The sequence below is a fragment of the Burkholderia diffusa genome, from assembly GCF_902499115.1.
Lineage (GTDB): Bacteria > Pseudomonadota > Gammaproteobacteria > Burkholderiales > Burkholderiaceae > Burkholderia > Burkholderia diffusa.
This window is the reverse complement of sequence record NZ_CABVPN010000013.1, coordinates 181,164-206,340: the sequence shown is the minus strand read 5'-3', so window position 1 is coordinate 206,340 and position 25,177 is coordinate 181,164. Positions and strand designations below refer to the sequence as shown.

General features: G+C 66.5%; 24 protein-coding genes, 1 tRNA gene and 1 riboswitch. Of the genes, 8 read left to right on the top strand and 17 right to left on the bottom strand.

The features are described 5' to 3' along the window. Positions 1-202: 202 nt before the first annotated feature. Positions 203-766, top strand: coding sequence for a transcription elongation factor GreB (gene greB / locus BTE28158_RS15555; protein WP_059530120.1), 564 nt, complete (start codon positions 203-205; stop codon positions 764-766). Positions 767-870: 104 nt separating this feature from the next. Here the strand turns inward: greB and BTE28158_RS15550 are convergent, their stop codons facing one another. Both BTE28158_RS15550 and BTE28158_RS15545 read right to left on the bottom strand, forming a co-directional pair. After that, on the bottom strand, positions 871-2,013 hold the full coding sequence (locus tag BTE28158_RS15550; RefSeq protein WP_151050523.1) for a porin: 1,143 nt from the start codon (positions 2,011-2,013) through the stop codon (positions 871-873). A gap of 507 nt (positions 2,014-2,520) precedes the next feature. Beyond that, on the bottom strand, positions 2,521-2,784 hold the full coding sequence (locus BTE28158_RS15545; RefSeq protein WP_151050525.1) for a hypothetical protein: 264 nt from the start codon (positions 2,782-2,784) through the stop codon (positions 2,521-2,523). A gap of 393 nt (positions 2,785-3,177) precedes the next feature. On the opposite strand from BTE28158_RS15545, the gene BTE28158_RS15540 reads away from it, so the two are divergent. Together BTE28158_RS15540 and BTE28158_RS15535 are read left to right on the top strand one after the other, a co-directional pair. Next, positions 3,178-3,381: a cold-shock protein gene (locus BTE28158_RS15540; protein WP_006476615.1), complete on the top strand. Its 204-nt coding sequence runs from the start codon at positions 3,178-3,180 to the stop codon at positions 3,379-3,381. 161 nt (positions 3,382-3,542) lie between these two features. Beyond that, positions 3,543-4,670, top strand: a complete 1,128-nt coding sequence (locus BTE28158_RS15535) for an exonuclease domain-containing protein (RefSeq protein WP_124904369.1) — start codon at positions 3,543-3,545, stop codon at positions 4,668-4,670. Between the two features lie 36 nt (positions 4,671-4,706). On the opposite strand, the gene BTE28158_RS15530 is transcribed toward BTE28158_RS15535, so the two are convergent. Both BTE28158_RS15530 and BTE28158_RS15525 read right to left on the bottom strand, forming a co-directional pair. Then, a complete protein-coding gene (locus tag BTE28158_RS15530) occupies positions 4,707-5,300 on the bottom strand; it encodes a chorismate mutase (protein ID WP_124623488.1) in 594 nt (197 codons plus the stop codon). Between the two features lie 220 nt (positions 5,301-5,520). Beyond that, complete coding sequence (locus tag BTE28158_RS15525; protein ID WP_009690993.1) at positions 5,521-5,667, bottom strand: hypothetical protein; 147 nt, start codon at positions 5,665-5,667, stop codon at positions 5,521-5,523. 197 nt (positions 5,668-5,864) lie between these two features. On the opposite strand from BTE28158_RS15525, the gene BTE28158_RS15520 reads away from it, so the two are divergent. The 4 genes from BTE28158_RS15520 (at position 5,865) to BTE28158_RS15505 (ending at position 10,472) form a co-directional block, all read left to right on the top strand. Next, positions 5,865-6,254 (top strand): DUF2946 domain-containing protein, encoded by a 390-nt coding sequence (locus BTE28158_RS15520; RefSeq protein WP_151050527.1) that lies wholly within the window; start codon positions 5,865-5,867, stop codon positions 6,252-6,254. Between the two features lie 143 nt (positions 6,255-6,397). Further along, complete coding sequence (locus tag BTE28158_RS15515; protein ID WP_151051413.1) at positions 6,398-8,746, top strand: TonB-dependent receptor; 2,349 nt, start codon at positions 6,398-6,400, stop codon at positions 8,744-8,746. Further along, positions 8,734-9,993, top strand: coding sequence for a sialidase family protein (locus tag BTE28158_RS15510; RefSeq protein ID WP_151051415.1), 1,260 nt, complete (start codon positions 8,734-8,736; stop codon positions 9,991-9,993). Before BTE28158_RS15515 ends, BTE28158_RS15510 begins: the two co-directional genes overlap by 13 nt. Beyond that, positions 9,990-10,472, top strand: a complete 483-nt coding sequence (locus tag BTE28158_RS15505; RefSeq protein WP_124904379.1) for a TlpA disulfide reductase family protein — start codon at positions 9,990-9,992, stop codon at positions 10,470-10,472. Before BTE28158_RS15510 ends, BTE28158_RS15505 begins: the two co-directional genes overlap by 4 nt. Before the next feature lie 88 nt (positions 10,473-10,560). Here BTE28158_RS15505 and BTE28158_RS15500 read toward each other — a convergent pair whose 3' ends face one another. The 7 genes from BTE28158_RS15500 to pepN form a co-directional block, all read right to left on the bottom strand. Beyond that, positions 10,561-10,815, bottom strand: a complete 255-nt coding sequence (locus tag BTE28158_RS15500; RefSeq protein WP_059530096.1) for a GlsB/YeaQ/YmgE family stress response membrane protein — start codon at positions 10,813-10,815, stop codon at positions 10,561-10,563. Positions 10,816-11,052: 237 nt separating this feature from the next. Then, positions 11,053-11,262, bottom strand: coding sequence for a hypothetical protein (locus BTE28158_RS15495; protein ID WP_151051417.1), 210 nt, complete (start codon positions 11,260-11,262; stop codon positions 11,053-11,055). Then, complete coding sequence (locus BTE28158_RS15490) at positions 11,259-13,004, bottom strand: FAD-dependent oxidoreductase (RefSeq protein WP_151051419.1); 1,746 nt, start codon at positions 13,002-13,004, stop codon at positions 11,259-11,261. Before BTE28158_RS15490 ends, BTE28158_RS15495 begins: the two co-directional genes overlap by 4 nt. A 175-nt stretch (positions 13,005-13,179) precedes the next feature. Continuing rightward, entirely contained in the window at positions 13,180-13,989 is an 810-nt protein-coding gene (locus tag BTE28158_RS15485) for a helix-turn-helix transcriptional regulator (protein WP_059598980.1), read from the bottom strand. Positions 13,990-14,172: 183 nt separating this feature from the next. Continuing rightward, positions 14,173-14,248: transfer RNA gene (locus BTE28158_RS15480), tRNA-Thr, on the bottom strand. A 208-nt stretch (positions 14,249-14,456) separates the two neighbouring features. Next, on the bottom strand, positions 14,457-15,476 hold the full coding sequence (locus tag BTE28158_RS15475; RefSeq protein ID WP_059598981.1) for a class 1 fructose-bisphosphatase: 1,020 nt from the start codon (positions 15,474-15,476) through the stop codon (positions 14,457-14,459). A 283-nt stretch (positions 15,477-15,759) separates the two neighbouring features. Then, entirely contained in the window at positions 15,760-18,453 is a 2,694-nt protein-coding gene (gene pepN / locus BTE28158_RS15470) for an aminopeptidase N (protein ID WP_151051421.1), read from the bottom strand. Positions 18,454-18,639: 186 nt separating this feature from the next. Here pepN and BTE28158_RS15465 point away from each other — a divergent pair, with 186 nt between their 5' ends. Then, positions 18,640-19,341: a DUF4136 domain-containing protein gene (locus BTE28158_RS15465; RefSeq protein WP_059680756.1), complete on the top strand. Its 702-nt coding sequence runs from the start codon at positions 18,640-18,642 to the stop codon at positions 19,339-19,341. 52 nt (positions 19,342-19,393) lie between these two features. On the opposite strand, the gene BTE28158_RS15460 is transcribed toward BTE28158_RS15465, so the two are convergent. The 6 genes from BTE28158_RS15460 to BTE28158_RS15435 all read right to left on the bottom strand — a co-directional run bounded on the left by BTE28158_RS15460 (position 19,394) and on the right by BTE28158_RS15435 (position 25,134). Further along, on the bottom strand, positions 19,394-19,966 hold the full coding sequence (locus tag BTE28158_RS15460; RefSeq protein ID WP_047900090.1) for a TMEM165/GDT1 family protein: 573 nt from the start codon (positions 19,964-19,966) through the stop codon (positions 19,394-19,396). Positions 19,967-20,043: 77 nt separating this feature from the next. Next, a riboswitch (yybP-ykoY riboswitch) is annotated at positions 20,044-20,182 on the bottom strand. 96 nt (positions 20,183-20,278) lie between these two features. Then, positions 20,279-21,598 carry a guanine deaminase gene (guaD, locus tag BTE28158_RS15455; RefSeq protein ID WP_151052143.1) on the bottom strand — a complete coding sequence of 440 codons (1,320 nt, stop codon included), beginning with the start codon at positions 21,596-21,598 and terminating at the stop codon, positions 20,279-20,281. Beyond that, positions 21,595-21,933 carry a hypothetical protein gene (locus BTE28158_RS15450; protein ID WP_124904397.1) on the bottom strand — a complete coding sequence of 113 codons (339 nt, stop codon included), beginning with the start codon at positions 21,931-21,933 and terminating at the stop codon, positions 21,595-21,597. Before BTE28158_RS15450 ends, guaD begins: the two co-directional genes overlap by 4 nt. Positions 21,934-21,960: 27 nt before the next feature. Continuing rightward, the gene (locus tag BTE28158_RS15445) at positions 21,961-22,986 is read right to left on the bottom strand and encodes an adenosine deaminase (RefSeq protein ID WP_151052145.1); all 1,026 of its coding nucleotides are present in this window, start codon (positions 22,984-22,986) and stop codon (positions 21,961-21,963) included. A 36-nt stretch (positions 22,987-23,022) separates the two neighbouring features. Continuing rightward, on the bottom strand, positions 23,023-24,009 hold the full coding sequence (gene xdhC, locus BTE28158_RS15440) for a xanthine dehydrogenase accessory protein XdhC (RefSeq protein WP_151052146.1): 987 nt from the start codon (positions 24,007-24,009) through the stop codon (positions 23,023-23,025). A gap of 612 nt (positions 24,010-24,621) precedes the next feature. Continuing rightward, a complete protein-coding gene (locus tag BTE28158_RS15435; RefSeq protein ID WP_059598988.1) occupies positions 24,622-25,134 on the bottom strand; it encodes a disulfide bond formation protein B in 513 nt (170 codons plus the stop codon). Positions 25,135-25,177 lie beyond the last annotated feature (43 nt).

The following is a 25,177-nucleotide window of genomic DNA, read 5'->3' as shown; positions in this document are numbered from 1 at the left end:
CGGCTGGCAGGATTCGAACCCACGACCCCTTGGTTCGTAGCCAAGTACTCTATCCAACTGAGCTACAGCCGCACGCAGAAGCGGAAGTATAGCAGGGTTGTATAAAAAGGGAAGCCTTATTCGCAAAAAATGTCACCCGATCCTGGGCGGCCGCGTTCGTGTACCCTTGATGCATCAGTCATCCAAGTGTTGAATCTGCATCATGAACAAGGCGTTTGTCAAAGAGTCGGACGGCGACGACGACGATCTCGACCCGAGTCAACCCGCGATTCCGGCGGGCACGAAGAACTACATCACCCCGGCCGGCCACAAGCGGCTCAGGGACGAACTCCTGAACCTGATCGACGTCGAGCGCCCCGAAGTCGTGCGGTTGGTGTCGTGGGCCGCGTCGAACGGCGATCGATCGGAGAACGGCGACTACATCTACGGCAAGCGGCGGTTGCGCGAGATCGACCGCCGGATCCGCTTTCTGACGAAGCGGCTCGATCTCGCCGAAGTCGTCGACGCGAGCCGGCAGGAGAATGTCGACCAGGTGTTCTTCGGCGCGACCGTCGATTACGCGACGCCGGACGGCGAGGATCACACCGTCACGATCGTCGGGATCGACGAGGTCGATCTCGATCGCGGCTGTGTCAGCTGGATTTCGCCGGTCGCACGAGCCCTCATCAAGGCGAAGATCGGCGACACCGTCACGCTGATGACGCCGGCTGGTCCCCAGCCGATCGACGTGCTCGACGTTCGCTATCCGGCACCGGGCAGCGCGTGAGCGGGGAGCGGTGCATTCGCACAGCGCAGCGCTGAAACGACGAGCGCCCCGGGTGGGGCGCTTCGTCATGACGGTCCTTGCCGGGCGGGGACCGATCGCATTGCTCAGAAGCGGTGGCGCATGCCGGCCGTGACCGCGATCTGCTTGTTCGTCGACGACGCGGTGCCGAGCCCGTTGATGTTCGCACCCACAGTCAGGCCGTCCGCATTGACCCGTTGGTACTCGCCCTGCAGATACAGGTCGGTGCGCTTCGACAGCGCATAGTCGGCCTGCAGGTTGAACTGGTGCCAGCTGGGCGTCTGGCCGTCGAGGCGGCCGTCGGTGTACGTGTATGAACCCGCGAGCGAGAATGCCGGTGTCAACGCGTAGCGGCCATTCACTTCGTAATTGTTGAAGCGCGTGCCGCCGGTGAGCGGGATGCCGCCCGACACGCCGGACTGCCCGGCGCTGATCCTGGCCGAATCGGTCAGGCGCGTCTGCGTGAACACGAAGCCGGCCGTCGCGGGTCCGAACGTGTAGTTGAGGCCCGCACCCCAGGTGCGCTGACGGCTGGCGGCGAACGTCCAGTCGCCGGCCACCGCGCCGGGGTCGCTGGCTGCGAGCGACAGCGCGTTGATGTTGTTGTTGAGTTGCATGTACGCGGCCGCGACGTTGAAGCCCAGATAGCTGTACGACGCGCCCACGCTGTATGCGCGATTGTTCGAGAAATCGCTGGAATTCGAGAAGCCATACAGCGCGCCGAACTTCAGGCCGCCGTAATTGGCACTCTGATACTTGACCGAGTTGTTGATCCGGAACGAGTTGTTCAGATTGTCGTTGTCGAACGGGTGCGCGAACTGCGTGCCGCCGTATTGGGTGCCGGTCAGCGACAGCGGGCCGAGGAAATCGACGACGCTGTCGTACTGGCGGCCGAGCGTGAGCGAGCCGTAGCTTTGGTGCGCGAGGCCGACGAAAGCCTGGCGGCCGAATTCGCGGCCGTTCTGCTTGAGCGAACCGTTGTTGATGCCGAAGCCGTTTTCCAAGGTGAAGATCGCTTTCAGTCCGCCTCCGAGATCCTCGGTGCCGCGCAGGCCCCAGCGGCTGCCGTTGATCGAGCCGCTGGTCTCCTGCCACGCGCTGTGACCACCCTGGTTGTTCGTATAGGTGATGCCTGCATCGATCAGGCCGTACAGCGTGACGCTGCTTTGCGCATGGGCGGCAGTGGCACACACGCCGGTCAATGCGGCGACGATCAGGGGCTTTTTCATGATCTGTCTCCAAACAGGATGATGTCGATCGAACCTGCTGCGGGCATCGGCGGCGTCGCGTGTCGGCGACGCCGTGCGCGTTGAGCGCGGCGCCTTCGTCGGAAATCCATTTGCAGTGTAAGGATGGGTCCGGGTGCAAAAGGAAATTGCTTCTGGCAATACTGTATTTTGAATCCCGCAAGAATGAGTGTATGCGCCGGGAGCCCCGGCCATCAAGACTTTGCGGCAGCGCAGCAGGCGGAGAATGTGCTCAGGACTGCATAACGGGTGTCGAGGGCGTTGCGCGATCGCGACAGGCAATCAGTGGCGGGCGGGGCAGACCTAGCGCGATTATTGACACATCGGCAATAGAGGTTTGTGTGGAGCATGGATAATGAAAGGATGTTCTCTCGCTATACTGCGATCTCTGCTTTCCGAAGCAGACTTTTTCGTTGACGGAAAAGATCTCCAAACCTTTGTCGGCGCGACTTCCCAGTCGCGCTTTTTTTTTGCCCGTCTCCCGGATCCCTATTGCTTGTACGAGCGTCGCTTGCGCTTGCCTGTCGGTTGCGTGTCATCGGTTTCGGCTTGCGGCGGCGTGTACGTCCAGTCTTCCATCACGTAGTGACGGGCGTCCAGCGGTGAAGCCAGCAGGTTCTGCCAATGATCGCCGTGCCAGGTCGGGTCGAACTCGGTATCGCATGGCGTTTCACGAGACTCGGCCAGCGCGCGGGACTTGCGGCGTACGCGTGCGAGCCGGCTCGCAAGGCGTTTGATTCCGTCCAGCCACATGACCTTCTCCTCCAAATGCCATGCACCAGCATCGCAACGTCCTTCGTTCTTGGCAATCCGGAAAAAACCCGATGATTTTACCGGCCCGATTTGTCCCCGGTAGGTTTTTCATGTTTTTGATTATCGGTGATTCGATCCAGGTAATATTGACAGGTTTTTGATGCGGATCAATTAATAAAAGACGATGGTGTACCGATTCCAGTGGTATTGACGTTTTTTTGATAAAGAAGGCGCCAAAAATTCCCTTGACGCACCCGGATCGTCCAATTTATAAAGTCAGCACTCCGTCCCCGGGCGGAGCGCTGGGGGTGAGTGTCGGCGCGCCGTTGCGGGATTTCGGGAAGCGGCTATAAACAGTAGCTTTTTTGATCTAATCGAGTGGGGAACGAAGGTATGGATACCGGTATCGTAAAATGGTTTAACGATGCTAAAGGTTTCGGCTTTATTACGTCCGACAATGGTGGCGAAGATCTGTTTGCGCACTTTTCCGAAATCCGGATGGACGGCTTCAAAACGCTGAAGGAAAACCAGCGCGTTTCCTTCGATGTGAAAGTCGGGCCGAAAGGCAAGCAGGCAGCGAATATCCAGGCGGTCTGACGCGCCACGCATTGCCGATCACGTCCGGCCCCCGCATCGCGGGGGCTTTTTGCTTTTTGGGGCACGAAAACCCGTGACCGGCGAATCGAATCCGCTTCGGACTGGTCGCGAACACGCCTGCCGGTGCATACTCACGGAAGCATTGTCTCTCCCGCCTTTTCATGTCCGATTTCCGTCCGTCCGATCCCGCCTGCGAACAGCCGCTCGTCTTCGTCGATCTCGAAACCACCGGTGGTTCGTCCGCCGAGCACCGCATCACTGAAATCGGCGTGGTCGAAATCGGCCCGCTGGGCGTATCGACATGGACGACACTGGTCAATCCGGGGCAATCGATTCCGCCGTTCATCCAGCAACTGACGGGCATTTCCGATGAGATGGTGCGCGACGCGCCGTCGTTCGCGTCGCTCGCGCCCGTGCTGTTCGAGCGGCTCGACGGCAAGCTGTTCGTCGCGCACAACGCGAGCTTCGACCGGGGCTTCCTGCGTGCCGAATTCGAGCGCGCCGGCTTCGCATTCAATCCGGACGTGCTGTGCACGGTGCGGTTGTCGCGCGCGCTGTTTCCGCGGGAGGCGCGACACGGACTCGATGCGCTGATCGAGCGGCATGGCCTCGTTCCCGCCGCCCGCCACCGGGCGCTCGCGGATGCCGATCTCCTTTGGCAGTTCTGGCGGCAATTGCACGAGATCGTGCCGCTCGAGCGTCTGCGCGACCAGATTGCGCGCACGACGCGCCACTTCCGTCTCGCGGGCGGCATGACCGAAGCGTGGCTCGATACCGCGCCGGCCGGATGCGGCGCGTACGCGTTGTTCGGGGAGGGTGACGTAGCGCTGTACGTTGGCCGCAGCGTGCGCGTGCGGCAGCGCTTGCGCGCGCTGCTGACCGGCGAGCGGCGTTCGTCGAAGGAAATGCGGATTGCGCAGCAGGTGCGGCGCGTCGAATGGCGGGAGACCGGCAACGAACTCGGCGCAATGCTTGCGGAAGCGCAGTGGATCGCTCGTCTGCGTCCGTCATACAACCGGCGTCCCGCGGCCGAAAGCGCCCGTGCCGGCAATGTGCCCTGGCCGTTCGACGGCCCGGTCGCGTTCGAGGCGAGCGGCGAGCGCCGCCTGTTTCATGTGATCGACGGCTGGCGCTACCTCGGTGTGGCCGAATCGCTCGATGCGGCGGCGCGGCTCGTGGCCGATGGCGCGGACGGTGCAGTCGAGCCGCATACCCATCGCCTGCTGCAGACGCATCTCGCGCGCGGCCTGCAACTGATTCCGATAGCGGCGCTCACGCCTGCCGACTGAGCACCGCCGGCTGCAGCGCGTAATGGCCCCGCGCCATCAGCCGATCGCGCTGGCGCCGCCGGCCGAGCAGACGTGCGACAGCGCGATGCCGAGTGCCTGCGTCTGGGTGCGGTCGTAGCGCGTAAGCGTCTTCCAGTTTGCGATGCTGCGTGCGAGCCGCGCCTGGCAATCGGGCGCGTCGCGCAGCGGTGCGACTTGCGCGAGGCCGGCCAGCATCTTTTGCGTGAGCTGGTCGAGCGCCGGCCGCGTGCTGGTCGCGAGGTCGGGCGGCGAGCCTTCCGGCGGCCGCGTCGCGCGCCACGTTGCGAAGAGCGCGTTCTGCACGTCCTTGCTCGCGGCGATCTGATCCTCGAAGAACGTGCGCGCGAACGCGGGATCCACGCCGGACTGTGCGGCACGCTTCTCCACCGATGCGAGCAGGGCCGCTTCGCGCGGCCGGTCCTCGATCGCCTGGTGGTTTGCCCATTTCCATCGCGCGACGGGTTCGGCAAGTGCGAGCCGCTGCGATGCGAGCGCGACGAGATTGGTAAGCGCGGTGTCGTCGCCGTCCGCGCGTGCGACGTGCGGTGACGTAAAAAAGGCGACGCCGAGCGCGGCGACAGCGACGCTGGCACGAATGGCTTGTTTCATCGGAACGATCGGGAGGACCGGGCTGGCCGGAGGTGGAAAACCAGAAGAATAGACGAAGACAGTCGCGCGGCGGAACGACGCGACAGAAGAATCAGCGGACGCGCTGATCCGGCACCGTCAGGCCATTGCAGCCCGGGTGCGAAGCGATCTGCGCCGAAAACGCAGCGATGAACCGCACGATATCGATCGACACGTGGCGGTTACAGAACGGAACGTAGGTTCACTTCGGCGAGTACAGCTTGTGCTGCTCGTCGAAGAATGCCCGGACATGCTCGGGCAACTCGGCGAGGAATTCGACGCCGACGGGTTCCGGATCCGGGCTCATCACTTGCTCGGGCGGGGGCATGCGGGTTGGTCTTTCGTCCATGGTCATTTCTCCAGCAGGTTCAATAATTATCAACCTCGCGCTTGGATTTATGCCAGTGGCGAATCGTTAGATTTTGTCTCTGTTGTATTAACGGCACATGCGCAGCTGCGCACTGTGAGATGCCGACTATTGCACCTCGCACGTCGGCAACGATCGGGCCGCTTGCTATACTTGCGCGCTCTTTTTCCTGGACCGCGATGAAACGAACGACGCGATGGATCGGCCTCGTATGGTTGGCGCTCGTACTGAACGTACTGTCGCCCGTCATCGGCTACGCGCGTCTCGCATCGAGCGGTTCCGGCGAGCTCACGCTCGAATTGTGCAGTGCGGCAGGCGTGCGCCACATCGCCCTCGCGCAGTCGGGCGACGACCGCGGCACATCGCCGTTCGACCATGCCGGCGTGCCGCACTGCGTGTACTGTCCCGGCTTCGCGGCGAACGTGGCGCTCGGCACGAGCCTGCCTGCATTGCCGGGCTTCGTGCGCGCATTCGCGTACCGGGCGGCCGCCCCGGCCGTTCCCGTTTTTCCCCGCAAGGGCATCCGTCTCGCGCAGCCGCGCGGTCCGCCTGAAAACGTCCCGATCTGATTGATATCGTCCGCGCGCTCCGGTGGCGCGCGTGTCGCCTGCGGCCCGATCCGCGCGCCGCGCCATGTGCGCGCCGCGCCATGTGCGCGCGGCGCGTCGGCTCGCGCACGGCGGCGTCCGGTCACGTTTTCAGGAATTCATCCATGTCGTTCACCTTCCCCGCGCGGCCGTCGCGCGGCCGGCTCGCGCTCGCCTGCGCAGCAGTTTTTGTCTGGCCTGCCGCGCAGGCGGCCACGATCGATGGCGCATCCGCGGACCCCGTGCCCGGCGGTCTGGGCAACCCGGCCGGCCGTGCCGCACCGGTTGCCGCGCCCGCGCCGACGGGCGACACGCTGACCGCCGTCAGCGTCTCCGCCCGGCGGCAACCCGTCGATCCCGATACGCCGGCCGTCGTCGAGTCGATCACGCGCGAGCAGATCGACGCGCACACCAACGTCACCACCGAGGACGCGCTGAAGTACGCACCCAACCTGATGGTTCGCAAGCGCTACATCGGCGACCGCAACAGCGTGTTCGCCGGTCGCGACTTCAACGAGTTGCAGAGCGCGCGCGGGCTCGTCTACGCCGACGGGCTGCTGCTGTCGAACCTGCTCGGTTCGAGTTATGCGTATCCGCCGCGCTGGTCGCTGATCGCGCCCGACGATATCGCGCGCGTCGACGTGCTGTATGGTCCCTTTTCCGCGCTGTATCCCGGTAACGCGATCGGCTCGACCGTGCTGCTGACGACGCGGCGCCCCGACGCGCTCGAGGCGTCGCTGTCGACGCAGTTCTTCACGCAGCGCTATCACGACGGCTACGGGTTCGCGGACAGCTTCGGCGGCAATCACCAGACCGCGCGGATCGCGAACCGCGTTGGCAAGTTCTGGTTTTCGCTGTCGCTTGACCGGCTGGAGAACGACGGCCAGCCGATGCAGTATGCGAGCCCCAATTCAGCCTACAACCCGAAGCTCGGCGCTGCGGTGCCAGTTACGGGAGCGGCTACCGACATCGGGCCGAACGGCAAGCCGCGCACGATCGTCGGCGCGCAGACCATCGAGCGGACCGAGCAGCTCAACGAGACGGTCCGGATGGGCTATGCGTTGACGGACCACGTCGACGCGACGCTGACGCTCGGGCACTGGGAAAACCATTACCGGCAGCACGGCGAAACCTTCCTGCGCGATGCGGCCGGCAATCCCGTCTACGGTGGCAACGTGTCGATTGGCGGCCGGAACATGACCGTCGCGCCGAGCGCGTTCGCGCCGCAGCGCGGCGACCAGGAGAATTGGTTGTACGCGCTCGGCCTGAACGGTCGGCTGGATTCGGGCTGGCGGCTGTCGGGCGTCGTGTCGGCGTACGACGTATCGCGCGACGTGCTGCGCGCGGCGTCGACCGTGCAGGGCGGGGCGGGCACGCTGTTCCAGGGCGACGGCACGGGCTGGCGCACGTTCGACCTGAAGGCCGAGGCGCCGGAAGTGAAGGGCCACGCGTTCACGTTCGGCTATCACTACGACAACTATTTCCTGCGCAACGTCACGTACAACACGGCCGACTGGCTGACCGGGCCGACTACGTCGCTCGCGAGCGTCTACCGGGGCGACACGCGCACGCAGGCGCTGTTCGCGCAGGACGCGTGGCGTTTCGCGCCCGGCTGGCTCGCGACCCTCGGCCTGCGCTACGAGCGCTGGGATGCGTACGGCGGCGCGCTTGGCAACGCCAACGGCATGCTCGGCTACGCGGACCGCAACGCGAACGCGCTGTCGCCAAAAGTCGCGCTGCAATGGGACGCGACGGACGTCTGGCGCTTCCGGCTGTCGTTCGCGACCGGCACGCGCTTCCCGACGGTCGGCGAACTGTTCCAGGGCACGATCTCGAACAACGCGATCGTCAACAACAACCCGAACCTGCGGCCGGAAAAGGCGATCGACTGGGACTTCACGGCCGAGCGCGACGTGGGCGTCGGCGTCGTGCGCGCGAGCGTATTCCAGAGCGACCTGCGCGATTCGATCTACAGCCAGACGACGGTGTCGGGCGCGTCGACCGTCACCAACATCTCGAACGTCGATCGCGTGCGCGTACGTGGCGTCGAACTCGCATTCAGCGGCCAGAGCGTCGGGCTGCGCGGGCTCGACATCGACGCGAACGTGTCGGCGAGCAATGCGCAGATTCTGGCCGACGCCGCGAATCCGGCTTACGTCGGTTCGCGCTTTCCGCGCATCCCGCGCATGCGCGCGAACCTGCTCGCGTCGTACCGCTTCGACGAACACTGGCTCGCGAGCGTCGGCGTCCGCTACTCGGGCCGCCAGTTCAATACGCTCGACAACAGCGACGTCAATCCGGACGTGTACGGCGGCACGAGCACCTTCACGGTCGTCGACCTGAAGGCACGCTACCGGTTCGACCGTCACTGGGTCGCGTCGGTCGGCATCGACAACCTGACTGACCGCCGCTACTACGTGTTCCACCCGTATCCGGGCCGCACTTTCTTTGGAGAACTGAAATGGTCGCTGTGAAATCGTTCGCGGCAGGCTGCGCGCTGTGGCTCGCGGCGCTGTCGCCCGCAGGTGCGCACGACGCGCCGAACGCCGTCGATCCGCATGCGGCGCACATGAGCGTGCAGGCCGCGCCGGCACAGCAGAAGCAGCCGCTCGCGACCGGCGCCGCATTCGACGTGCGGCACCGGCTGTGGGTCGCATGGGTCGAAGGCGCGCACGTCGTCGTCGCGCACTCGGATGACGCGGGCCGCACGCTGTCCGCACCTGCGACCGTCAACGCGATGCCCGAGCCGATCTACACGAGTGCGGAGAATCGCCCGAAGCTCGCGACGAGCCCGGACGGTAGCGCGGTGTACGTGTCGTGGTCGATGCCGCTCGATGCGCCGTACACCGGAATGGTGCGCTTTTCGCGTTCGCTCGACGGCGGCGCGACCTGGAGCGTGCCCGTCACCGTGCATCGCGACCGGCAGGCGATCACGCACCGCTTCGACATGATGGCAGTCGATCCGGCCGGCAACATCGCAATCGCGTGGATCGACAAGCGCGATCTCGTTGCGGCGAAGGCGGCGGGGCGGGCGTACGACGGTGCGGCCGTCTACTACGCAGTGTCGCGCGACGGCGGCGCGTCGTTCGAGCCAGAGCGCAAGGTGACCGATCACACATGCGAATGCTGCCGCATCGCGATGGCGATCGATCCGGCCGGACATATCGAAGCCGTGTGGCGCAACGTGTTCCCAGGGCAGATCCGCGACCATGCGCTCGCGGTGCTGCCCGTGTCGGCGTCGGAGCCCGTCGCGCCGGTGCGCGCGACGTTCTCGAACTGGCACGTCGAGGCGTGCCCCGAGCACGGGCCGGCGCTCGCGATCGCGCCGGACGGCACGCGCCACATCGCGTGGTTCGGCGTCGTCGACGGCCGCGCCGACGTGTTCTACTCGCGCATCGGCGCTGATGGGAGGCCGCTCGGCACACCCTGGGCGTTCGGCGCGAATCCGGCGGTACCGGCGGAGCAGGCATCGCATGCGGCGCTCGTCGCGCGCGGTGATGTCGTCTGGCTCGCATGGAAGGCGTTCGACGGCGACACGATGCAGATCAAGTTGCGCCGCTCGGACGATCGCGGCGAGCACTGGTCGGCGCCGCGCGTGATCGCGTCGACGTCGGGTGCGAGCGACAACCCGCAACTGCTCGACGATGCAGGACGCATCTACCTGTCGTGGCGTACGCGTAACGACGGCTATCGGCTGATTTCCGTGGAGGGGGCGCAATGAAACGGCTGCTGGTGTCGATCTGCGCCGTGCTTGCGAGTCTGCCCGCATGGGCCGGTGAACTGCAGCCGCTGCGCGCGTCCGAGGTCGCGAAGTTGTACGCGACGGCGCTCGAACGGCCGCTCGCGGTCGAGATCTGGTCGCTCGATTGCGGCTACTGCCGCGAGAACGCCGCGCATCTGGTCGCGTGGCAGCGCCGGCATCCGGACGTGCGCCTCGCGATGGTCTCGATGGACGCGTACGACGACAACGGTGCGGCGATCGCGCAGGCGCTCGCGCAAATGAACCTGCCGCCGCAGGTCGCGCAGTATGCGAACGCGGAGCCGATGCCCGAGCGTCTGCGGGCGGCACTCGATGCGGGATGGCGGGGAGAAATGCCGCGTACCGTGTGGATCGGACGCGATGGCGCGCGCGAGGCGCGCAGCGGATTGCTGACGACCGACGTGCTCGACGGCTGGTTTCGGCGCGGCAAGCGCCAGTGAAACCGGACGGCGGCGCGCGGGCAATGCCGCGCGCCGCTTCGATGCAACTACGAAACGAAAGCGCGCCCGAAGGTGCGCGAGAAGATCGTCAGGCCGCGCGCCTGAACAGACGGATCACGAACAGCAGGATCACGGCGCCGATGACCGCGACGATCACCGAGCCGATGAAGCCGCTGCCGAGGCTGATGCCGAGCACCCCGGCCAGCCAGCCGCCGATCACCGCGCCGACGATCCCGACGATGATATCGACGATCAGGCCGAACCCGCCGCCCTTGACGAGCAGGCCCGCCAGCCAGCCGGCGATCGCGCCGATGATGAGCCACATAATCAAGCCATGAGTCATGGTGATCCTCTCCTAGTGTTGAGTCGAAATGACCGGACGTCGGCTGTTTCGCCGCAAGCTGCATGAAGGCGGCATGCGACCCGCCGCGCCGCCCACGCAATGTAACGCGATAGACGGGTCGGAATCGTTAAGTAATGTTATGCACCCTTATCGGGATTTTCCAGGGGATTCGTCTGCCTACGAAATGAATCTGTAAGAAATTGATGGTGGCGCGCAAGGGATGCGTCATGTGTCACATCATCCATGCGTCGGCGCCGGTGCGCCCGTGTCGGGCAGGCCGTCGCCGGCGTCCGCGATCAGGCGGGTGATGGTTGCCGCGTCGCCGATCGCCTCGATCGCCAGCAGCGCGAAGCGGGCGAGAAAGAGCGACGCGTCGGTTTCGCCGATGCGGGTCATCGTGCGGCACAGGTTGGTGTAAAGGACGTCGCGTTCGGTGTCGGTCATCATGCGTTCTCCTGAGGATCGGCTGACGTGTGCGGGTGAAGTGCGCGCTCGAGTGCGGCGCTCAGGTCGGTGGTGCGCGCATCGTGCCAGCGGCCGAGCACGTGTCCGTCCGGACGCACGAGATAGACGGTGCCGTCGCGCGCGCCGTACAGGTCGAACAGCCGGCCGTCGACATCGTAGCCGCCGCGTCCCGGGTGTTGCGGTGCCGCATGCCGCGCGAGCGTGACGAGCGCGAACGGGATGCCGGTGTCGTGCAGGCGTCGTTCGAGATCGACGAACGACGGATCGGGCGCACCGTCGCGTGTAAAGCGGAACGCGGTGAAACGCGAGCCGACGAGATCGGTCAGGTGGCCGCGACGCGCGCCGTTGTCGTTGCCGATGTCGCTCGACGTCTGCAGCATCAGCGGGCATTCGGCGAGCACCATGCCGGGCGCCGGCCCAGCCGAGAACGCATCGCGTTCGTCCGCATTGAGCGGCGACGCCGTGTAAGCGATGGCCGATGTCTGACGCGGATTGATCAGCGAACGCAACGCCGGATGCCGGACCGCGAGCGTCAGCACGGCCTTGCGCATCAGGTCGAACGCAAACGACGGCGGCGCCATGAACTCGGTGCTCTTGGTGCCGTAGCGCAGGTTCTCGTGCGTCGCGAACACGCGCTCGTCCGAATAGCTGTCGAGCAGTGCGTCCGACGCGAGCCCGCGAATCACGTACGCCAGTTTCCACGCGACATTGTCGGCGTCGTCGATGCCCGAGTTCGCGCCGCGCACGCCGAAGATCGGCACGAGGTGCGCGGCGTCGCCGCAGAACAGCACGCGGCCGTGCCGGTAGCGTTCGAGCGTCAGCGCGTTCGCCTTGTAGATCGTGATCCAGATCGGCGACCAGTCTCCGCGCTCACCCATCATGTCGAGCAGGCTCTGCACACGCGGGATCACGTTTTCGGGTTTGACAGCCGCTTCGGGATCCTCATCGTCGCGCAGCTGGTAGTCGATCCGCCACACGTTGTCGGGCTGTTTGTGGACGAGTACGGTCGAGCCTGGGTTCGACGCCGGGTCGAAGTAGGCGAGTCGCTCGGTCGGCCGATCGCTGTCGAGCGCGATGTCGACGATCACGTAACGGCCTTCGTAGCTGGTGCCCTGGAGCGACAGGCCGAGCGCATCGCGCATCGTGCTGCGCCCGCCGTCGCTCGCCACGGCCCAGTCGGCATCGAGTGCGTATCCGCCGAGTGGCGTATCGACGTCGAGACGCACGCCGTCCGGACGCCGCGTGACGCCGGCGACCTTCGTCTGCCAGCGGATTTCGATGAGCTCGGGGCGGCGCAGCGCGGCATCGAGCAGGAACTGCTCGATGTGATACTGCGCGAGGTTCACCATCGGCGGCAGCTTCTGGTTTTCGTCCTGCGGCATCGTGAAATGCAGCACTTCTTCGTGACGATGGAAGCTGCGTCCGCCGCTCCACGGCAGTCCGACGCTGAGGAAACCGTCGAGTGCGCCGAGCCGCTCGATGATCTCGAGGCTGCGTCGCGAGATGCAGATGGCGCGGCTGCCGTGACAGACCGAATCGTCGGCTTCGAGCAGCACGCTGCGGATGCCGTGATTGGCGAGGCCGAGCGCGACCGCGAGGCCGACCGGCCCGCCGCCGACGATCGCGACGCGGTGCCGCTGCATGTCGACGCCGTCGCTGCAGGTCGGCAGGTGCGCGGGATGGCGCGCGGCGACGAACGGATATGGCTTGAATTCGATGCCCATCGTTGGCTTCCAGGTTGCACTGTTTGAATGCGCACGCTCGACGACGCGATGCGTGCGGCAGGCTGGATGCAGTATGGAAGCCGTACCGAACACCGCTGTCCCCATTCCGGGTACAGCGCTCGGCCGGCGGCGGGTCGGGACTTACCCCGACGCGTTCAGGATCGGCAGTCGACGTTCAGGGCTGCAGGCACAGCGCGAACAGCTGGCGCTGGCTCGAGATGCCGAGGCGTCGGTACGCGCGTTTCTGGTAGGTGACCACGCTGGAGGCCTTCACGCCGATCGTCTCACCGATCTCCTGCGCGGTCTGGCCTTCGAGCACGCCGCGCAGCACATCGAGTTCGCGCTTGGACAGTGCCGGGCATGCGCCGCGCAGCCGCGCGAGCATCAGTTGCGGGATGCCGATCTGCGCCGCGCCGGCGAGCGCATAGTGATGCCGCGCGGCCTGCGCAATCAGCGGTGCGAGCGTTTCGATGGCCGCGATCTCGCGTGGCTGGAACGCGCCGCTGCGACGCGCGCGATACAAGTTGATCGACAGCCAGGTCGAGTCGTTCGGCTGCATCAGCAACGCGACGCGATCGGACACGTCGGGGCCGCGGTAGCAGGCCGCGCGATATGCGTCGTGGCAGATCTCGTCGCCGGCCTGCTGATGCAGCACCACGTCGTGGCGGTGCGTGCCGCGACCGGCGGCCGAGACGATCTTCTGGTTGCCGTCCAGTGCATAGAAATGCCGCGCGTAGGTGTCGGCGACGTCACGCAGGTAGCGGCCGCCGCGATGATCGGCGACCGAGATGGTGCGTGGACGGTTGCCGAATTCGTACGCGAAGATCGTGCACTGCGTGACGGACAGCGCATCGTCGAACAGCTTCAGGATTTCCGCGGCGAACGCATTCGGCTCGCTGCCGCCGATCACGGTAACGAGACCAGTTGCGCGGGACACGTCCAGTTGCCCGCCGAGGTTCGGTCGCTCGAGGCGCCAGATGCGCATGATGCGGAGGGGGGGGAGGGCCAGGTGATCCGGCGATTGTAATCGGCGGCGCGCGGTGCGGGAGTCGGGGGATGCCCGCAAGCGGAAATGATGTGGCGGGTGGTGCAGGACTTCGTGTATCGGAAATCGTCGCCGCAAAAGAGAAAAGGCCTGATAAGCGATGCTTATCAGGCCTTTATATCTTGGTGCCGGAGATAGGAGTCGAACCTACGACCTTCGCATTACGAATGCGCTGCTCTACCAACTGAGCTACACCGGCAGCAGAGAAATGAAATTATATGGTCAAATCCGAGATCTTGGCAATAGGTTTTGCGAAATTTTTTCAGCTTGCTGCTGCTGTTTCGCGAAACCATCGATCCGGCGGACTTCCCGCTTTCACTTCACTGCGATGCAGCCTGTCAGGGCCACATCGCGAAGGCGCGATTGTACTGGCGTCTCGCACCTCCGTCTAGTGCTGCAGTGCAAATTTATTTGCCTTCGCCTTCGTTGTGATAGCCGGTCACGCGCTCGACTTCGTTCTTCGAACCGAGGAACACCGGGACGCGCTGGTGCAGGCCGGTCGGCTGCACTTCCATGATGCGCTGCGTGCCGGTCGTCGCGGCGCCGCCGGCCTGTTCGACGATGAACGACATCGGGTTCGCTTCGTACATCAGGCGCAGCTTGCCCGGACGATCGGGTGTGCGCTTGTCGGCCGGGTACATGAAGATGCCGCCGCGGTTCAGGATCCGGTGCACGTCGGCCACCATCGACGCGATCCAGCGCATGTTGAAGTTGTCGCCGCGCGGGCCTTCCTTGCCGGCGTTCAGCTCGCTGACGTAGCGCTGGACCGGTTCGTACCAGTGGCGTGCGTTCGATGCGTTGATCGCGTATTCGCGCGTATCGGCCGGGATCTGCATGTTGCTTTGCGTGAGCACCCACGAGCCGACTTCGCGGTCGAGCGTGAAGCAGTTCACGCCGTTGCCGGTCGTCAGCACGAACACCGATTGCGGGCCATACACCGCGTAGCCGGCCGCGACCTGCTCCGTGCCCGGCTGCAGGAACGATTCCTCGGTGGCCTGCTTGCCGTCCGGGCAACGCAGCACCGAGAAGATCGTGCCGATCGACACGTTCACGTCGATGTTCGACGAGCCGTCGAGCGGGTCGAACACGAGCAGGTATTCGCCGCGCGGGTAGTTCGCGGGGATCGGGAAGAACGTTTCCATTTCTTCCGACGCCATCGCGGCGAGGTTGCCGCCCCATTCGTTCGCGTCGAGCAGGATTTCGTTCGACAGGATGTCGAGCTTCTTCTGCACTTCGCCCTGGACGTTCTCGCTGCCGGCGGTACCGAGTGCATCGCCGAGCGCGCCCTTCGACACGTTGTAGCTGATCGCCTTGCACGCGCGGGCGACAACTTCGATCAGCAGGCGGAGGTCGGCGGGGAGGTTGTTGGTCTCACGCTGCTGCTCGATCAGGAACTTGGACAGCGTGGTGCGGCGGGCAATGGACATGACAGACTCCGAAAGGCCAAAGAATCCTTGAATTGCCGCAATTTTACCCGGCGCGCCTCCCGACCCGCCGCCTTTTTTCGTCCGGTTACATGGTCGGTCGGCTGACTCGGCCGGGTTCCGGCGTGCGTGACGCGGCGGATCGGCGTGGAAGCGGCGGGAAAACCGGGTGCCACGAACGCGTGGTCCGGCTCCGACCCCGCCAACCTTCAGACGACAAAAAAGCCGGCGCCGCAACGGGGCGGCGCCGGCTTCGTCGCACGCGAGGCGAATCGCGTGCGTGACGTTACGCAAGTGCCTTTTCGACGATCTCGCGCACGTCGCGCGATTTCGCGCCGGCGGCGACCTGCTCGAGCGCATCGCGCATCCGGTCGCGCAGCGCCGGCGTGAAGCGGCGCCACAGTTCCAGCGAGCGGGCGAGGCGCGCGGCGACCTGCGGGTTGATCGCGTCGAGCGCGAGCACCTGTTCGGCCCAGAACGCGTAGCCCGAGCCGTCCGCCGCGTGGAATTGCGCCGGGTTCGCCGCGCAGAAGCTGAAGATCAGCGAGCGTGCGCGGTTCGGGTTCTTCAGGTTGAACGCAGGGTGGGCCATCAGCTTGCGGACCTTCGCGAGCGTCGGCTGCGCGGCAGTGCCGCGCTGCGCAGCCTGCATCGCGAACCACTTGTCGATCACGAGCGCTTCCTTCTCGAAGCGACGGTAGAAGTCGTCGAGCGCGCGCGCGGCCGCGTCGTTCGCGCCCGATGCCGCAGCGGACAGCAGCGCGCCGAGCGCGGCGGCACGATCGGTCATGTTGTTCGCCGCGTCGTACTGCGCGGTCGCGATGCGCACGGCGTCGGCCGGATCCTCGAGTTCGGCGAGATACGCGAGCGCGAGGTTCTTCAGCGCACGGCGGCCGGATGCGTCGGGCGTCGGCTCGTACGCGCCCGGCGTCTCGTGCTGCGCGTACGCGGCGAGCCACTCGGCGCGCAGCGCGGTCGCGAGCTGGCGGCGCACGAACTGGCGCGCGCGATGCACGGCGGCCGGATCGGCTTCCGCCATCTGGTCGGCCAGATAGGTTTCCGACGGCAGCGTCAGCGCGAGTTCGCGGAACGCGGGCGACAGGTTTTCATCGGTCAGCACGCGGCGGAACGCGGCGACGAAATTCTCGCCGAGCGTGAGCGGCTCTTTTGCGGCGGCACGCGCGGCGAGCGTCAGCAGTGCACGCGTCGCGAGGCGCTGGCCGGCCTCCCAGCGGTTGAACGGGTCGCTGTCGTGCGCGAGCAGGAATGCGAGGTCGTCGTCGCTGTAGTCGTACTCGACGATCACAGGTGCCGAGAAATTGCGCAGCAGCGACGGCAGCGGTTGTTCCGGCACGTCGACGAACGTGAAGGTCTGCTCGGTATCGGTGAAGTCGAGCACGCGCGTCGTGCCTGCCGCCGTGGCTTCGCCGTCGAGACGCAGCGGCAGGTCGCGGCCGTCGCGGCCGATCAGGCCGATCGCGAACGGGATCAGGAGCGGCCCTTGCTGCGTTTCGCGCGCGGCCGGCGACGCATCGCCGTAGCCCTGCGCGAGCGTGAGCGTGTAACGGCGCGTGGCCGGGTCGTAGGCGGCCTTCACCGACACGCGCGGCGTGCCGGCATGGCTGTACCAGCGCTCGAACTGCGCGAGGTCGCGCCCGTTCGCGTCGGCCATCGCGTGACGGAAGTCGTCGCACGTCACGGCATGACCGTCGTGGCGCTTGAAGTACAGGTCCATCCCCTTGCGGAAGCCGTCGCGGCCGAACAGCGTCTGGTACATCCGCACGACTTCCGAGCCTTTCTCGTAGACGGTCATCGTGTAGAAGTTGTTGATCTCGACGTAGCTTTCCGGGCGCACCGGGTGCGCCATCGGGCCCGCGTCCTCGGCGAACTGCAGCTGACGCAGCACGCGCACGTCCTCGATGCGCTTGACCGCGCGGGCCGCGGATGCGACGTCGTCGCCCGCGGCCATGTCGGCCGAGAATTCCTGGTCGCGGAACACCGTCAGCCCTTCCTTCAGGCTCAGCTGGAACCAGTCTCGGCAGGTCACGCGGTTGCCGGTCCAGTTGTGGAAATACTCGTGGCCGACCACCGATTCGATGTTCGCGAAGTCGGTGTCGGTCGCGGTCTCGGGGTTCGCCAGCACGTACTTCGTGTTGAAGATGTTGAGCCCCTTGTTCTCCATTGCGCCCATGTTGAAGTCGCCGACCGCGACGATCATGAAGCGGTCGAGATCGAGCTCGAGGCCGAAGCGCTTTTCGTCCCAGCGGATCGAGTGGATCAGCGAATCCATCGCATGACGGGTCTTGTCGAGGTCAGCCGGCTCGACCCACACCTGCAGCAGTTTTTCCTTGCCCGAGCCGGTTGTGATCTTCTCCTCGATCGCGACGAGCTTGCCCGCGACCAGCGCGAACAGATAGCTCGGCTTGCGGAACGGGTCTTCCCATTTCGCGAAGTGGCGGCCGTCGGGCAGCTCGCCCGAGTCGACGAGATTGCCGTTCGACAGCAGCACCGGATACGCCGTCTTGTCGGCGCGCAGCGTGACCGTATACGAGGCCATCACGTCGGGGCGGTCGAGGAAGTAGGTGATGCGGCGAAAGCCTTCGGCCTCGCACTGCGTGAAGAAGTTGCCGCTCGACACGTACAGGCCGGACAGCGTCGTGTTCTGGTCCGGCGCGCACGCGCTGTCGAGCGTGAGCTCGAACGCATCAGGCACGTTTTCGACGGTCAGCCCGTGCTCGTGCGCGCGCACCGCGCCGTACGGCGCGCCATCGAGCTGCGCGCCGAGGAATTCGAGCGCTTCGCCCAGCAGCTCCAGATGCGGGGTGGGCGCCGCGTCCGGATTGCGGCGCACGCGCATCGTATTCCTGACGATCGTGCGGGCCGGCGCGAGATCGAATTCGAGCGCGACGGAATCGATGAGGAAGGCCGGCGGCGTGTAGTCGGCGCGGCGGATCACGGTGGAAGAGGCGTTGTCGGACATGGTCGTCGAGATCGGTGGAATGGGGATCGGGCCCGCGACGCGGGCCGGGCGAACCGGGTCATTGTACAAAGGCTGGCGGCTGCGTGCCGGGCGAACTTTTTACCGGTTCCGCGAGTCCGCGTATTATCGGCATCCCGTGCAGTTCGCGCGGTGCGACGCACGGGTGACGGATGGACGAGGATCGACATGAAACACGAATGGATTCAACGGGGTGCGGGCTGGGCGGCGGCGCTGTGCGTGGTGCTGCTGACGGGCTGCACCAGCTACGTGACGACGCAGGTCACGGCATTCTCAGACTGGAGCGGCAGCGACGCGACACGCACTTATGCGTTTACGCGCACCGATGCGCAGAAGAACAGCATCGAGCAGTCGACCTACGAGCCGATCGTCGCGAGCGAGCTGTCCGCGTACGCGTTCCGGCAGGTGCCGCAGGCACAGGCGCGGTATCTGGTCGGGCTGACCTATGCGGTCGGCAGCGATCTCGTGACGGTGCCGCAACCCGTCTACTACGATCCCTGGTTCGTCGGGCCGGGGCCATACTGGCGGCGCGGGCCGTGGGGCCCGTGGGGGCCCTGGGGGCCGATGCCGGCCGGCTATGTCGCGCAGACGTACCAGGTGTTCGACTACACGCTCGGCATCCGCATCACCGAGCGCGCGACGGGCAAGGAGGTCTACAACGTGTCCGCGCGCACGACCGGCGACAACGGCACGTTGCTGTATGCGATGCCGTTCCTGGCGCGCAGCGCGCTCGCCGATTTCCCGTTGTCGAACGGCGCGGTTCGCTCGGTCCGGCTGCCGGTCGACAAGCGCGGCGGGCCGGCGGCGCCGGCCGCCAACGAGCGCGCGGTGCCGGCCGCGCCGGCTTCGGGCGCGGCGGCCGCGAAGTAACGCGGTATCGACACCGGCGCGGCCGCCCGGCCGCGCCAGCCACCTCCGTCCGTCAGACCCCGATACCCAGCAGCGCCAGCGCGCCGAGCACGACGAACAGCACGGCCGCGATGCCATGCACGAGCTTCGTCGGCAGGCGGTGCGCGAAACGGTCGCCCAGCAGGATCGCGGGCACGTTCGCCAGCATCATCCCGAACGTCGTGCCGGCCACCACGCCGATGTAATCCTGGAAGCGCGCGGCGAGCGCGACGGTCGCGATCTGCGTCTTGTCACCCATTTCCGCGAGGAAGAACGCGACGAGCGTCGCGCCGAACACGCCGAGCCGCGAGCGGTTGGCATTGGCTTCGTCCGCATCGAGCTTGTCCGGCACGAGGATCCACAGCCCCATCGCGATGAACGAGAACGCGAGCGCCCAGCGCATGATCGACGGCGTGACGAGCGCGCCGAGCCATTCGCCTAGCGCACCGGCGAAACCGTGGTTCACGAGCGTCGCGACGAGCACGCCAAGAATGATCGGCACGGGCTTGCGGTAGCGCGCGGCCAGCACGAGAGACAGCAGTTGGGTCTTGTCGCCGATTTCAGCGAGGGCGACGGCGCCGGTGGAGATCAGGAAGGCTTGAGACACGTATGGGGTTCCACGGGCCGATGTTGTGCGTGCGAGCGACGATCCGCCGCGCGCCGGGCCCTGATGCGGCGCGCAGTGAACCATCGGTCTCGCCAGGCCTTGGTGGCTGCGTCCGCCATGGCCGAAAGGCCAAGTCTGTTGACGGACGCCTCCGTCACGATGCGCGCCGTTGGCGCGGGACATCGAGCGGAGCGGCTACTCCCCAATGAGCGGCGAATTCTAGCACGGCGTGCGGCGCGCGCGGTGCGAATCCGGTTGCTCCGGCCTGCCTCGCGACGCACGCCGGGGCAGGCATGGGCAAGCGCGCGTCAGTTACGCGGCGGCGGTGCGGCGCGCGGCACCGCGCTCGTGCACGAGTTGGCCGGCCGCATAGGTGCGGTACACGGCACGGTCGTCGCCGAGCAGCGCGAACGCGAACAGCAGTTCTTCCAGCGACTCCGCGCGTTTCGTGCGGCGCGCGAGCAACGGCGTGGCCTGCGGGTCGAGCACGACGAAATCGGCCTCGGTGCACGGCGCGAGCGTGCCGACCGTGTCGGCGAGGTCGAGCGCCTGGGCGGCGCCGGCCGTCGCGAGCCAGAACATCCGCGTCGCCGTCAGGTGGTGGCCCGACAGCCGCGCGACCTTGTGCGCCTCGTTCATCGTCTGCAGCATCGAGAACGACGTGCCGCCGCCGACGTCGGTGGCGAGCGTGACGGGCACGTCGAATTCGCCGGCCTTGTCGAAGTCGAACAACCCGCTGCCGAGGAAGAAGTTCGACGTCGGGCAGTGCGCGACGACGGTGCGCGTCTCGGCCATCCGGCGGCGGTCCTCGTCGTCGAGGTGGATGCAGTGGCCGTACACCGCGCGCGGGCGCAGCAGCCCGTAACGGTCGTAGATGTCGAGATAACTGCGGTGGCCGGGGAACAGCTCGGCCACCCATTTCACTTCATCGACGTTTTCCGCGACGTGACTCTGCACGAACACGTCCGAATGGCGGCGCGCGAGTTCGCCGCATGCCTCGAGCTGCGCCTCGGTGGATGTCGGCGCGAAGCGCGGCGTGAGCGCATACATCTGGCGGCCCTTGCCGTGCCAGCGGCCGATCAGCTCGGCGCTGTCGTCATAGCCCGATTGCGCGGTGTCGCGCAGGAACTCGGGGCAGTTGCGGTCCATCAGCACCTTGCCCGCGATCATCCGCAGGTCGCGCGCGTCGCTCGCCGCGAACAGCGCGTCGGCCGATTGCTTGTGCACGGTGCAGTAGACGAGCGCGCTCGTCGTGCCGCAGGCGAGCAGTTCGTCGACGAAGAAGTCGGCGACTTCGCGCGCATGTTCCGGATCGCCGAACTGGCGCTCGGTCGGGAACGTGTACTTGTCGAGCCAAGGCAGCAGGCCGGGCGCCGGCGACGCGATCATGTCCGTCTGCGGATAGTGGATGTGCGTGTCGATGAAGCCGGGCACGATCAGCTTGTCGCGCAGGTCGTGGACGACCGCGTCGCGCGCGAGCGTCGCGGCGAGCTGCGCATACGGGCCGGCCGCGACGACCTTGCCGTCGTCGACGATCAGGAGACCGTCGGTCTCGTGGTTCGCGGCCTGGCTCGACTGCGCCGGGTCGCCGTTGAAGGTGAGCAGTTGGGAACGGAAAGCGGTTTGCGTCATGACGAATGGTCCTGCATCAAGGTAAGGCGAACAGAAGAAAACGGTCGGCGCCGCGCGGGCGACGGCATGGCGGGCGCTGCTCGGGCATGCGCAATGCGGCGAAGCGCGAAGGCCGGGGCGCGGCGGAAGGCGATCGCGGTGGCATTAGCGACCGGCGCGGCGGCGAGCTGCATGACGAGCCGCAACGACAGGCTTCGGCGCGCGACGCCGCACAACGCCGTCGCCACGCGGGCGACTGGCGCGACGCGCGCGTGCGTGCGCGGTGCACGCACGCGGCCGACGTGGCGCAGGGCCAAACCGGTCGCCACGAAGCGGATGCCGTCGATGTGTTTCATCTGTCTAGCGAACCTCGATGCCAGCCGTCACGCGGCCTGCCAGTACGAATCGAGACGCGCGATCAGCGCGTCGCGCTGCGAGGCGTCGACGAACGACGCCTCGAAGCCGTTGCGGATCACGGTGTGCACTTCGGCGTCCGTCAGCTGCAGCCCGTCAACCGTCGCGAAGTAGTTGTCGTTCACGTAGCCGCCGAAATAGGCCGGATCGTCGGAGTTGATCGTCACCGCGACGCCGCGATCGAGCAGCGCCTTCAGCGTGTGCTTCGCCATGTCGTCGAACACGCACAGCTTCAGGTTCGACAGCGGGCACACGGTCAGCGCCGTGCGCGTGCGCGCGAGGCGTTCGACGAGCGCCGCGTCCTCGATGCTGCGCACGCCGTGGTCGATCCGGTCGACCTTCAGCACGTCGAGCGCTTCGTAGATGTAGGCGGGCGGGCCTTCCTCGCCCGCATGTGCGACGAGCTTCAGCCCGAGCGCACGCGCCTTCTCGAACACGCGCGCGAACTTCGTCGGCGGATGGCCGAGCTCGGACGAATCGAGACCGACGCCGATCAGCCGGTGGCGATAGCGTTCGAACAGCGGCAACGCGGATTCGAACGTCGCGAGCGCATCGTCTTCGGACAGGTGGCGCAGGAAGCACAGGATCAGCTTGCTCGACAGCCCGCGCTGCTCGGCATCGGCGAGCGCGCGGTCGATGCCGGCAATGACCGTCTCGATCGGCACGCCGCGTTCGGTGTGCGTCTGCGGGTCGAAGAACAGCTCGGTGTGGACGACGTTGTCGGCGAGTGCGCGTTCGCAGTATGCGGCCGTCATGTCGTAGAAATCCTGCTCGGTCAGCAGCACGCTCGCGCCGGCGTAATAGATGTCGAGGAACGATTGCAGGTCGGTGAACGCATACGCGGCGCGCAGCGCGTCGATCGACTCGTACGCGAGCTTCACGCCGTTGCGCTGCGCGAGCGCGAAAATCAGTTCGGGCTCGAGCGAGCCTTCGATATGGATGTGCAGCTCCGCTTTCGGAGCGCGGGCAATCTTGTCCTTGAATGTCGGGGTCATGGCGTTGTTCTTGGTCGGTCAGAATGTAGGGGAAGCCTAGGCGGGTGCGTTCGCCTCGACGGCCTGCAGCAACTGCGCGGCCACCGAGATCGCGATCACTTCGGGCGCCTTGTCGATGATGCCTTCGACGCCGATCGGGCAGCGCATCCGCGCGACCTGGGCCGGGTCGATGCCGATCGCCGCCAGCCGATGATCGAACTGCACGCGCTTGGTGCGCGAGCCGGTCATCCCGAAGTATGCATAGTCGCCGCGCCGCAGGATGCGCTCGGCCAGCACGAAATCGAGTGCGTGGTCGTGCGTCATCACGACGAAGTACGCATGCGGCGGCGCCGTATCGACGGCATCGGCCGGGCTGGCCACCGCGTCGATCGCGAGATTGCCGATCCCGGCGAGTGCGTCGGTCGGCGGGAACACCGCGTCGGGTCCGTCGATCCAGTGCACGTGGCATGGCAGCGTCGCCAGCACCTTCACGAGCGCGGTGCCGATGTGTCCCGCGCCGAACAGCACGACGGGGAACGCATACGGCGCGATCGTTTCGGTCATCAGCGATACGCCACCGGTTTCCCACAGCAGGCAATCGGCGCGCGCCGCGGGCGATTCGGGCTCGCTCAGCAGCGGCGCACCCGGCGAGGGGCCGAATGATACGCTACGCACGGTTGCGGCGCCCGCCGCGACGCGCTTGGAGAGCGACATGATCCAGCCGAGGTCGCCGACGTCGAGCCGCTCGAACGCGAGCACGACCGCGCCGCCGCAGCACTGGCCGAGGCTCGGGCCGAGCGCGAGCCGTTCGAGCCGGCGTGCGTGGGGCACGTGCGCGCCGTCCTTCAGCAGGTGCCGCGCGATCTCGATCGCCTTCCATTCCAGATGACCGCCGCCGATCGTATGGCGGGCCGTGTCGCGCGTGACGAGCATCTTGGTGCCGGCCTCGCGCGGCGCGGAGCCGTCGGTGTGCGCCACCGTCACCAGCACGGCCGCTTCGCCGTGCGCGAGCAACTGCTGCAGATCGCCGAGCCAGGCTTCCATCAGCACGCTCCGGTCGGGACGACGCGGCACGACGGGCGGCGCGGGGTGGCGGGCGCCGCGGCAACGAGGGCGGACGAAAGCGACGCGGGCCGGCTGCCCGACTGCGAATTCGGTGCGGTGGCCGTGCGCCGAAGGCGCGCGCGAACGACGCCGCGGGACGTGCGGACGCCATGAGGGTGACGGATGCGGATGGTTTGCGTTGTCATGATGAATCCAGTCGACATTGCGGATCGGGCGCGCGTTACGCAGGAGGTGAGGCAACTGGCCTCGCGCACGTAGATCGCCATCCAGTCGCGAAGATAGCACCGCAAGGCGGCGGAAACATTGCCGGGCGGTGATCCGGGCTATCAGACGGCGATCATGTCGATCATAGGCCCGCCGTGCGGGATCGGGGCGCCGATGCACGGGCATCGGGCCGAAACGCATGCGCGGCGGGGCGTGCGCGCGGCTGTCGCGTGAGGTGCGTTCGCCCGGAAATCCGGGTTGCGGCGGGGTAGGTGTTTACGCGCGGCCGGCATGTGCGGCCGCGTGGGGCTGCGCCGGTGCAGCCGGGTGAGCAGGGCGAAGCGCCTGCGCGGCCTCGACCGGTCGGCCGGAACGTGGCGCGTCCGGTCAGCCTGCCAGCTTGCGGCGATGGCGCCAGAGGCTCGAGGCGACGGGAATCAGGATCGCGGCGAAGCCGATCAGCGCCCAGCCGGGCAGCAGGATGCCGAAGATAGGCGGGTAGACGGTCTCGCACAGGCCGGCGACCTTGAACATGCCGGGGAACCACTGGGCGGGCGGCAGGCTGTCGACGATCGGTTGCAACGTGTCGAAGCCGCAGCTGAAGCCCGGATTCATCTGGATCGAAAGGTGCCGCGCGGCGGTGCCGACGCCGCCGGCCGCGGCGATCGCGATCAGCAGCTCGAGCACCCAGATGCCGCGCCAGTTGCGCATCCCGGCCGCCAGGAACGCGAAGATCCCGATCGCCGCGAAGAAGTAGCGCTGGATGATGCACAGCGGGCACGGATCTTCGTTCTTCACGTACTGCAGATAAAGCGCGCCGGCCAGCAGGGCGATGCACACCCATCCGAGCAGCATCAGCAGGCGGCGTTCACGGCGGAGTGCGAGCGTGGAGTCGTTCATGTCGGCGGGATTCCTGTCGTTGGTCGGTCCGATAAACAATCGC

Bases quoted from the DNA above. Each gene is read 5' to 3' on its own strand.
- greB (WP_059530120.1), top strand. From the start codon at position 203: ATGAACAAGGCGTTTGTCAAAGAGTCGGACGGCGACGACGACGATCTC.
- BTE28158_RS15550 (WP_151050523.1), bottom strand. From the start codon at position 2,013: ATGAAAAAGCCCCTGATCGTCGCCGCATTGACCGGCGTGTGTGCCACT.
- BTE28158_RS15545 (WP_151050525.1), bottom strand. From the start codon at position 2,784: ATGTGGCTGGACGGAATCAAACGCCTTGCGAGCCGGCTCGCACGCGTA.
- BTE28158_RS15540 (WP_006476615.1), top strand. From the start codon at position 3,178: ATGGATACCGGTATCGTAAAATGGTTTAACGATGCTAAAGGTTTCGGC.
- BTE28158_RS15535 (WP_124904369.1), top strand. From the start codon at position 3,543: ATGTCCGATTTCCGTCCGTCCGATCCCGCCTGCGAACAGCCGCTCGTC.
- BTE28158_RS15530 (WP_124623488.1), bottom strand. From the start codon at position 5,300: ATGAAACAAGCCATTCGTGCCAGCGTCGCTGTCGCCGCGCTCGGCGTC.
- BTE28158_RS15525 (WP_009690993.1), bottom strand. From the start codon at position 5,667: ATGGACGAAAGACCAACCCGCATGCCCCCGCCCGAGCAAGTGATGAGC.
- BTE28158_RS15520 (WP_151050527.1), top strand. From the start codon at position 5,865: ATGAAACGAACGACGCGATGGATCGGCCTCGTATGGTTGGCGCTCGTA.
- BTE28158_RS15515 (WP_151051413.1), top strand. From the start codon at position 6,398: ATGTCGTTCACCTTCCCCGCGCGGCCGTCGCGCGGCCGGCTCGCGCTC.
- BTE28158_RS15510 (WP_151051415.1), top strand. From the start codon at position 8,734: ATGGTCGCTGTGAAATCGTTCGCGGCAGGCTGCGCGCTGTGGCTCGCG.
- BTE28158_RS15505 (WP_124904379.1), top strand. From the start codon at position 9,990: ATGAAACGGCTGCTGGTGTCGATCTGCGCCGTGCTTGCGAGTCTGCCC.
- BTE28158_RS15500 (WP_059530096.1), bottom strand. From the start codon at position 10,815: ATGACTCATGGCTTGATTATGTGGCTCATCATCGGCGCGATCGCCGGC.
- BTE28158_RS15495 (WP_151051417.1), bottom strand. From the start codon at position 11,262: ATGATGACCGACACCGAACGCGACGTCCTTTACACCAACCTGTGCCGC.
- BTE28158_RS15490 (WP_151051419.1), bottom strand. From the start codon at position 13,004: ATGGGCATCGAATTCAAGCCATATCCGTTCGTCGCCGCGCGCCATCCC.
- BTE28158_RS15485 (WP_059598980.1), bottom strand. From the start codon at position 13,989: ATGCGCATCTGGCGCCTCGAGCGACCGAACCTCGGCGGGCAACTGGAC.
- BTE28158_RS15475 (WP_059598981.1), bottom strand. From the start codon at position 15,476: ATGTCCATTGCCCGCCGCACCACGCTGTCCAAGTTCCTGATCGAGCAG.
- pepN (WP_151051421.1), bottom strand. From the start codon at position 18,453: ATGTCCGACAACGCCTCTTCCACCGTGATCCGCCGCGCCGACTACACG.
- BTE28158_RS15465 (WP_059680756.1), top strand. From the start codon at position 18,640: ATGAAACACGAATGGATTCAACGGGGTGCGGGCTGGGCGGCGGCGCTG.
- guaD (WP_151052143.1), bottom strand. From the start codon at position 21,598: ATGACGCAAACCGCTTTCCGTTCCCAACTGCTCACCTTCAACGGCGAC.
- BTE28158_RS15450 (WP_124904397.1), bottom strand. From the start codon at position 21,933: ATGAAACACATCGACGGCATCCGCTTCGTGGCGACCGGTTTGGCCCTG.
- BTE28158_RS15445 (WP_151052145.1), bottom strand. From the start codon at position 22,986: ATGACCCCGACATTCAAGGACAAGATTGCCCGCGCTCCGAAAGCGGAG.
- xdhC (WP_151052146.1), bottom strand. From the start codon at position 24,009: ATGGAAGCCTGGCTCGGCGATCTGCAGCAGTTGCTCGCGCACGGCGAA.
- BTE28158_RS15435 (WP_059598988.1), bottom strand. From the start codon at position 25,134: ATGAACGACTCCACGCTCGCACTCCGCCGTGAACGCCGCCTGCTGATG.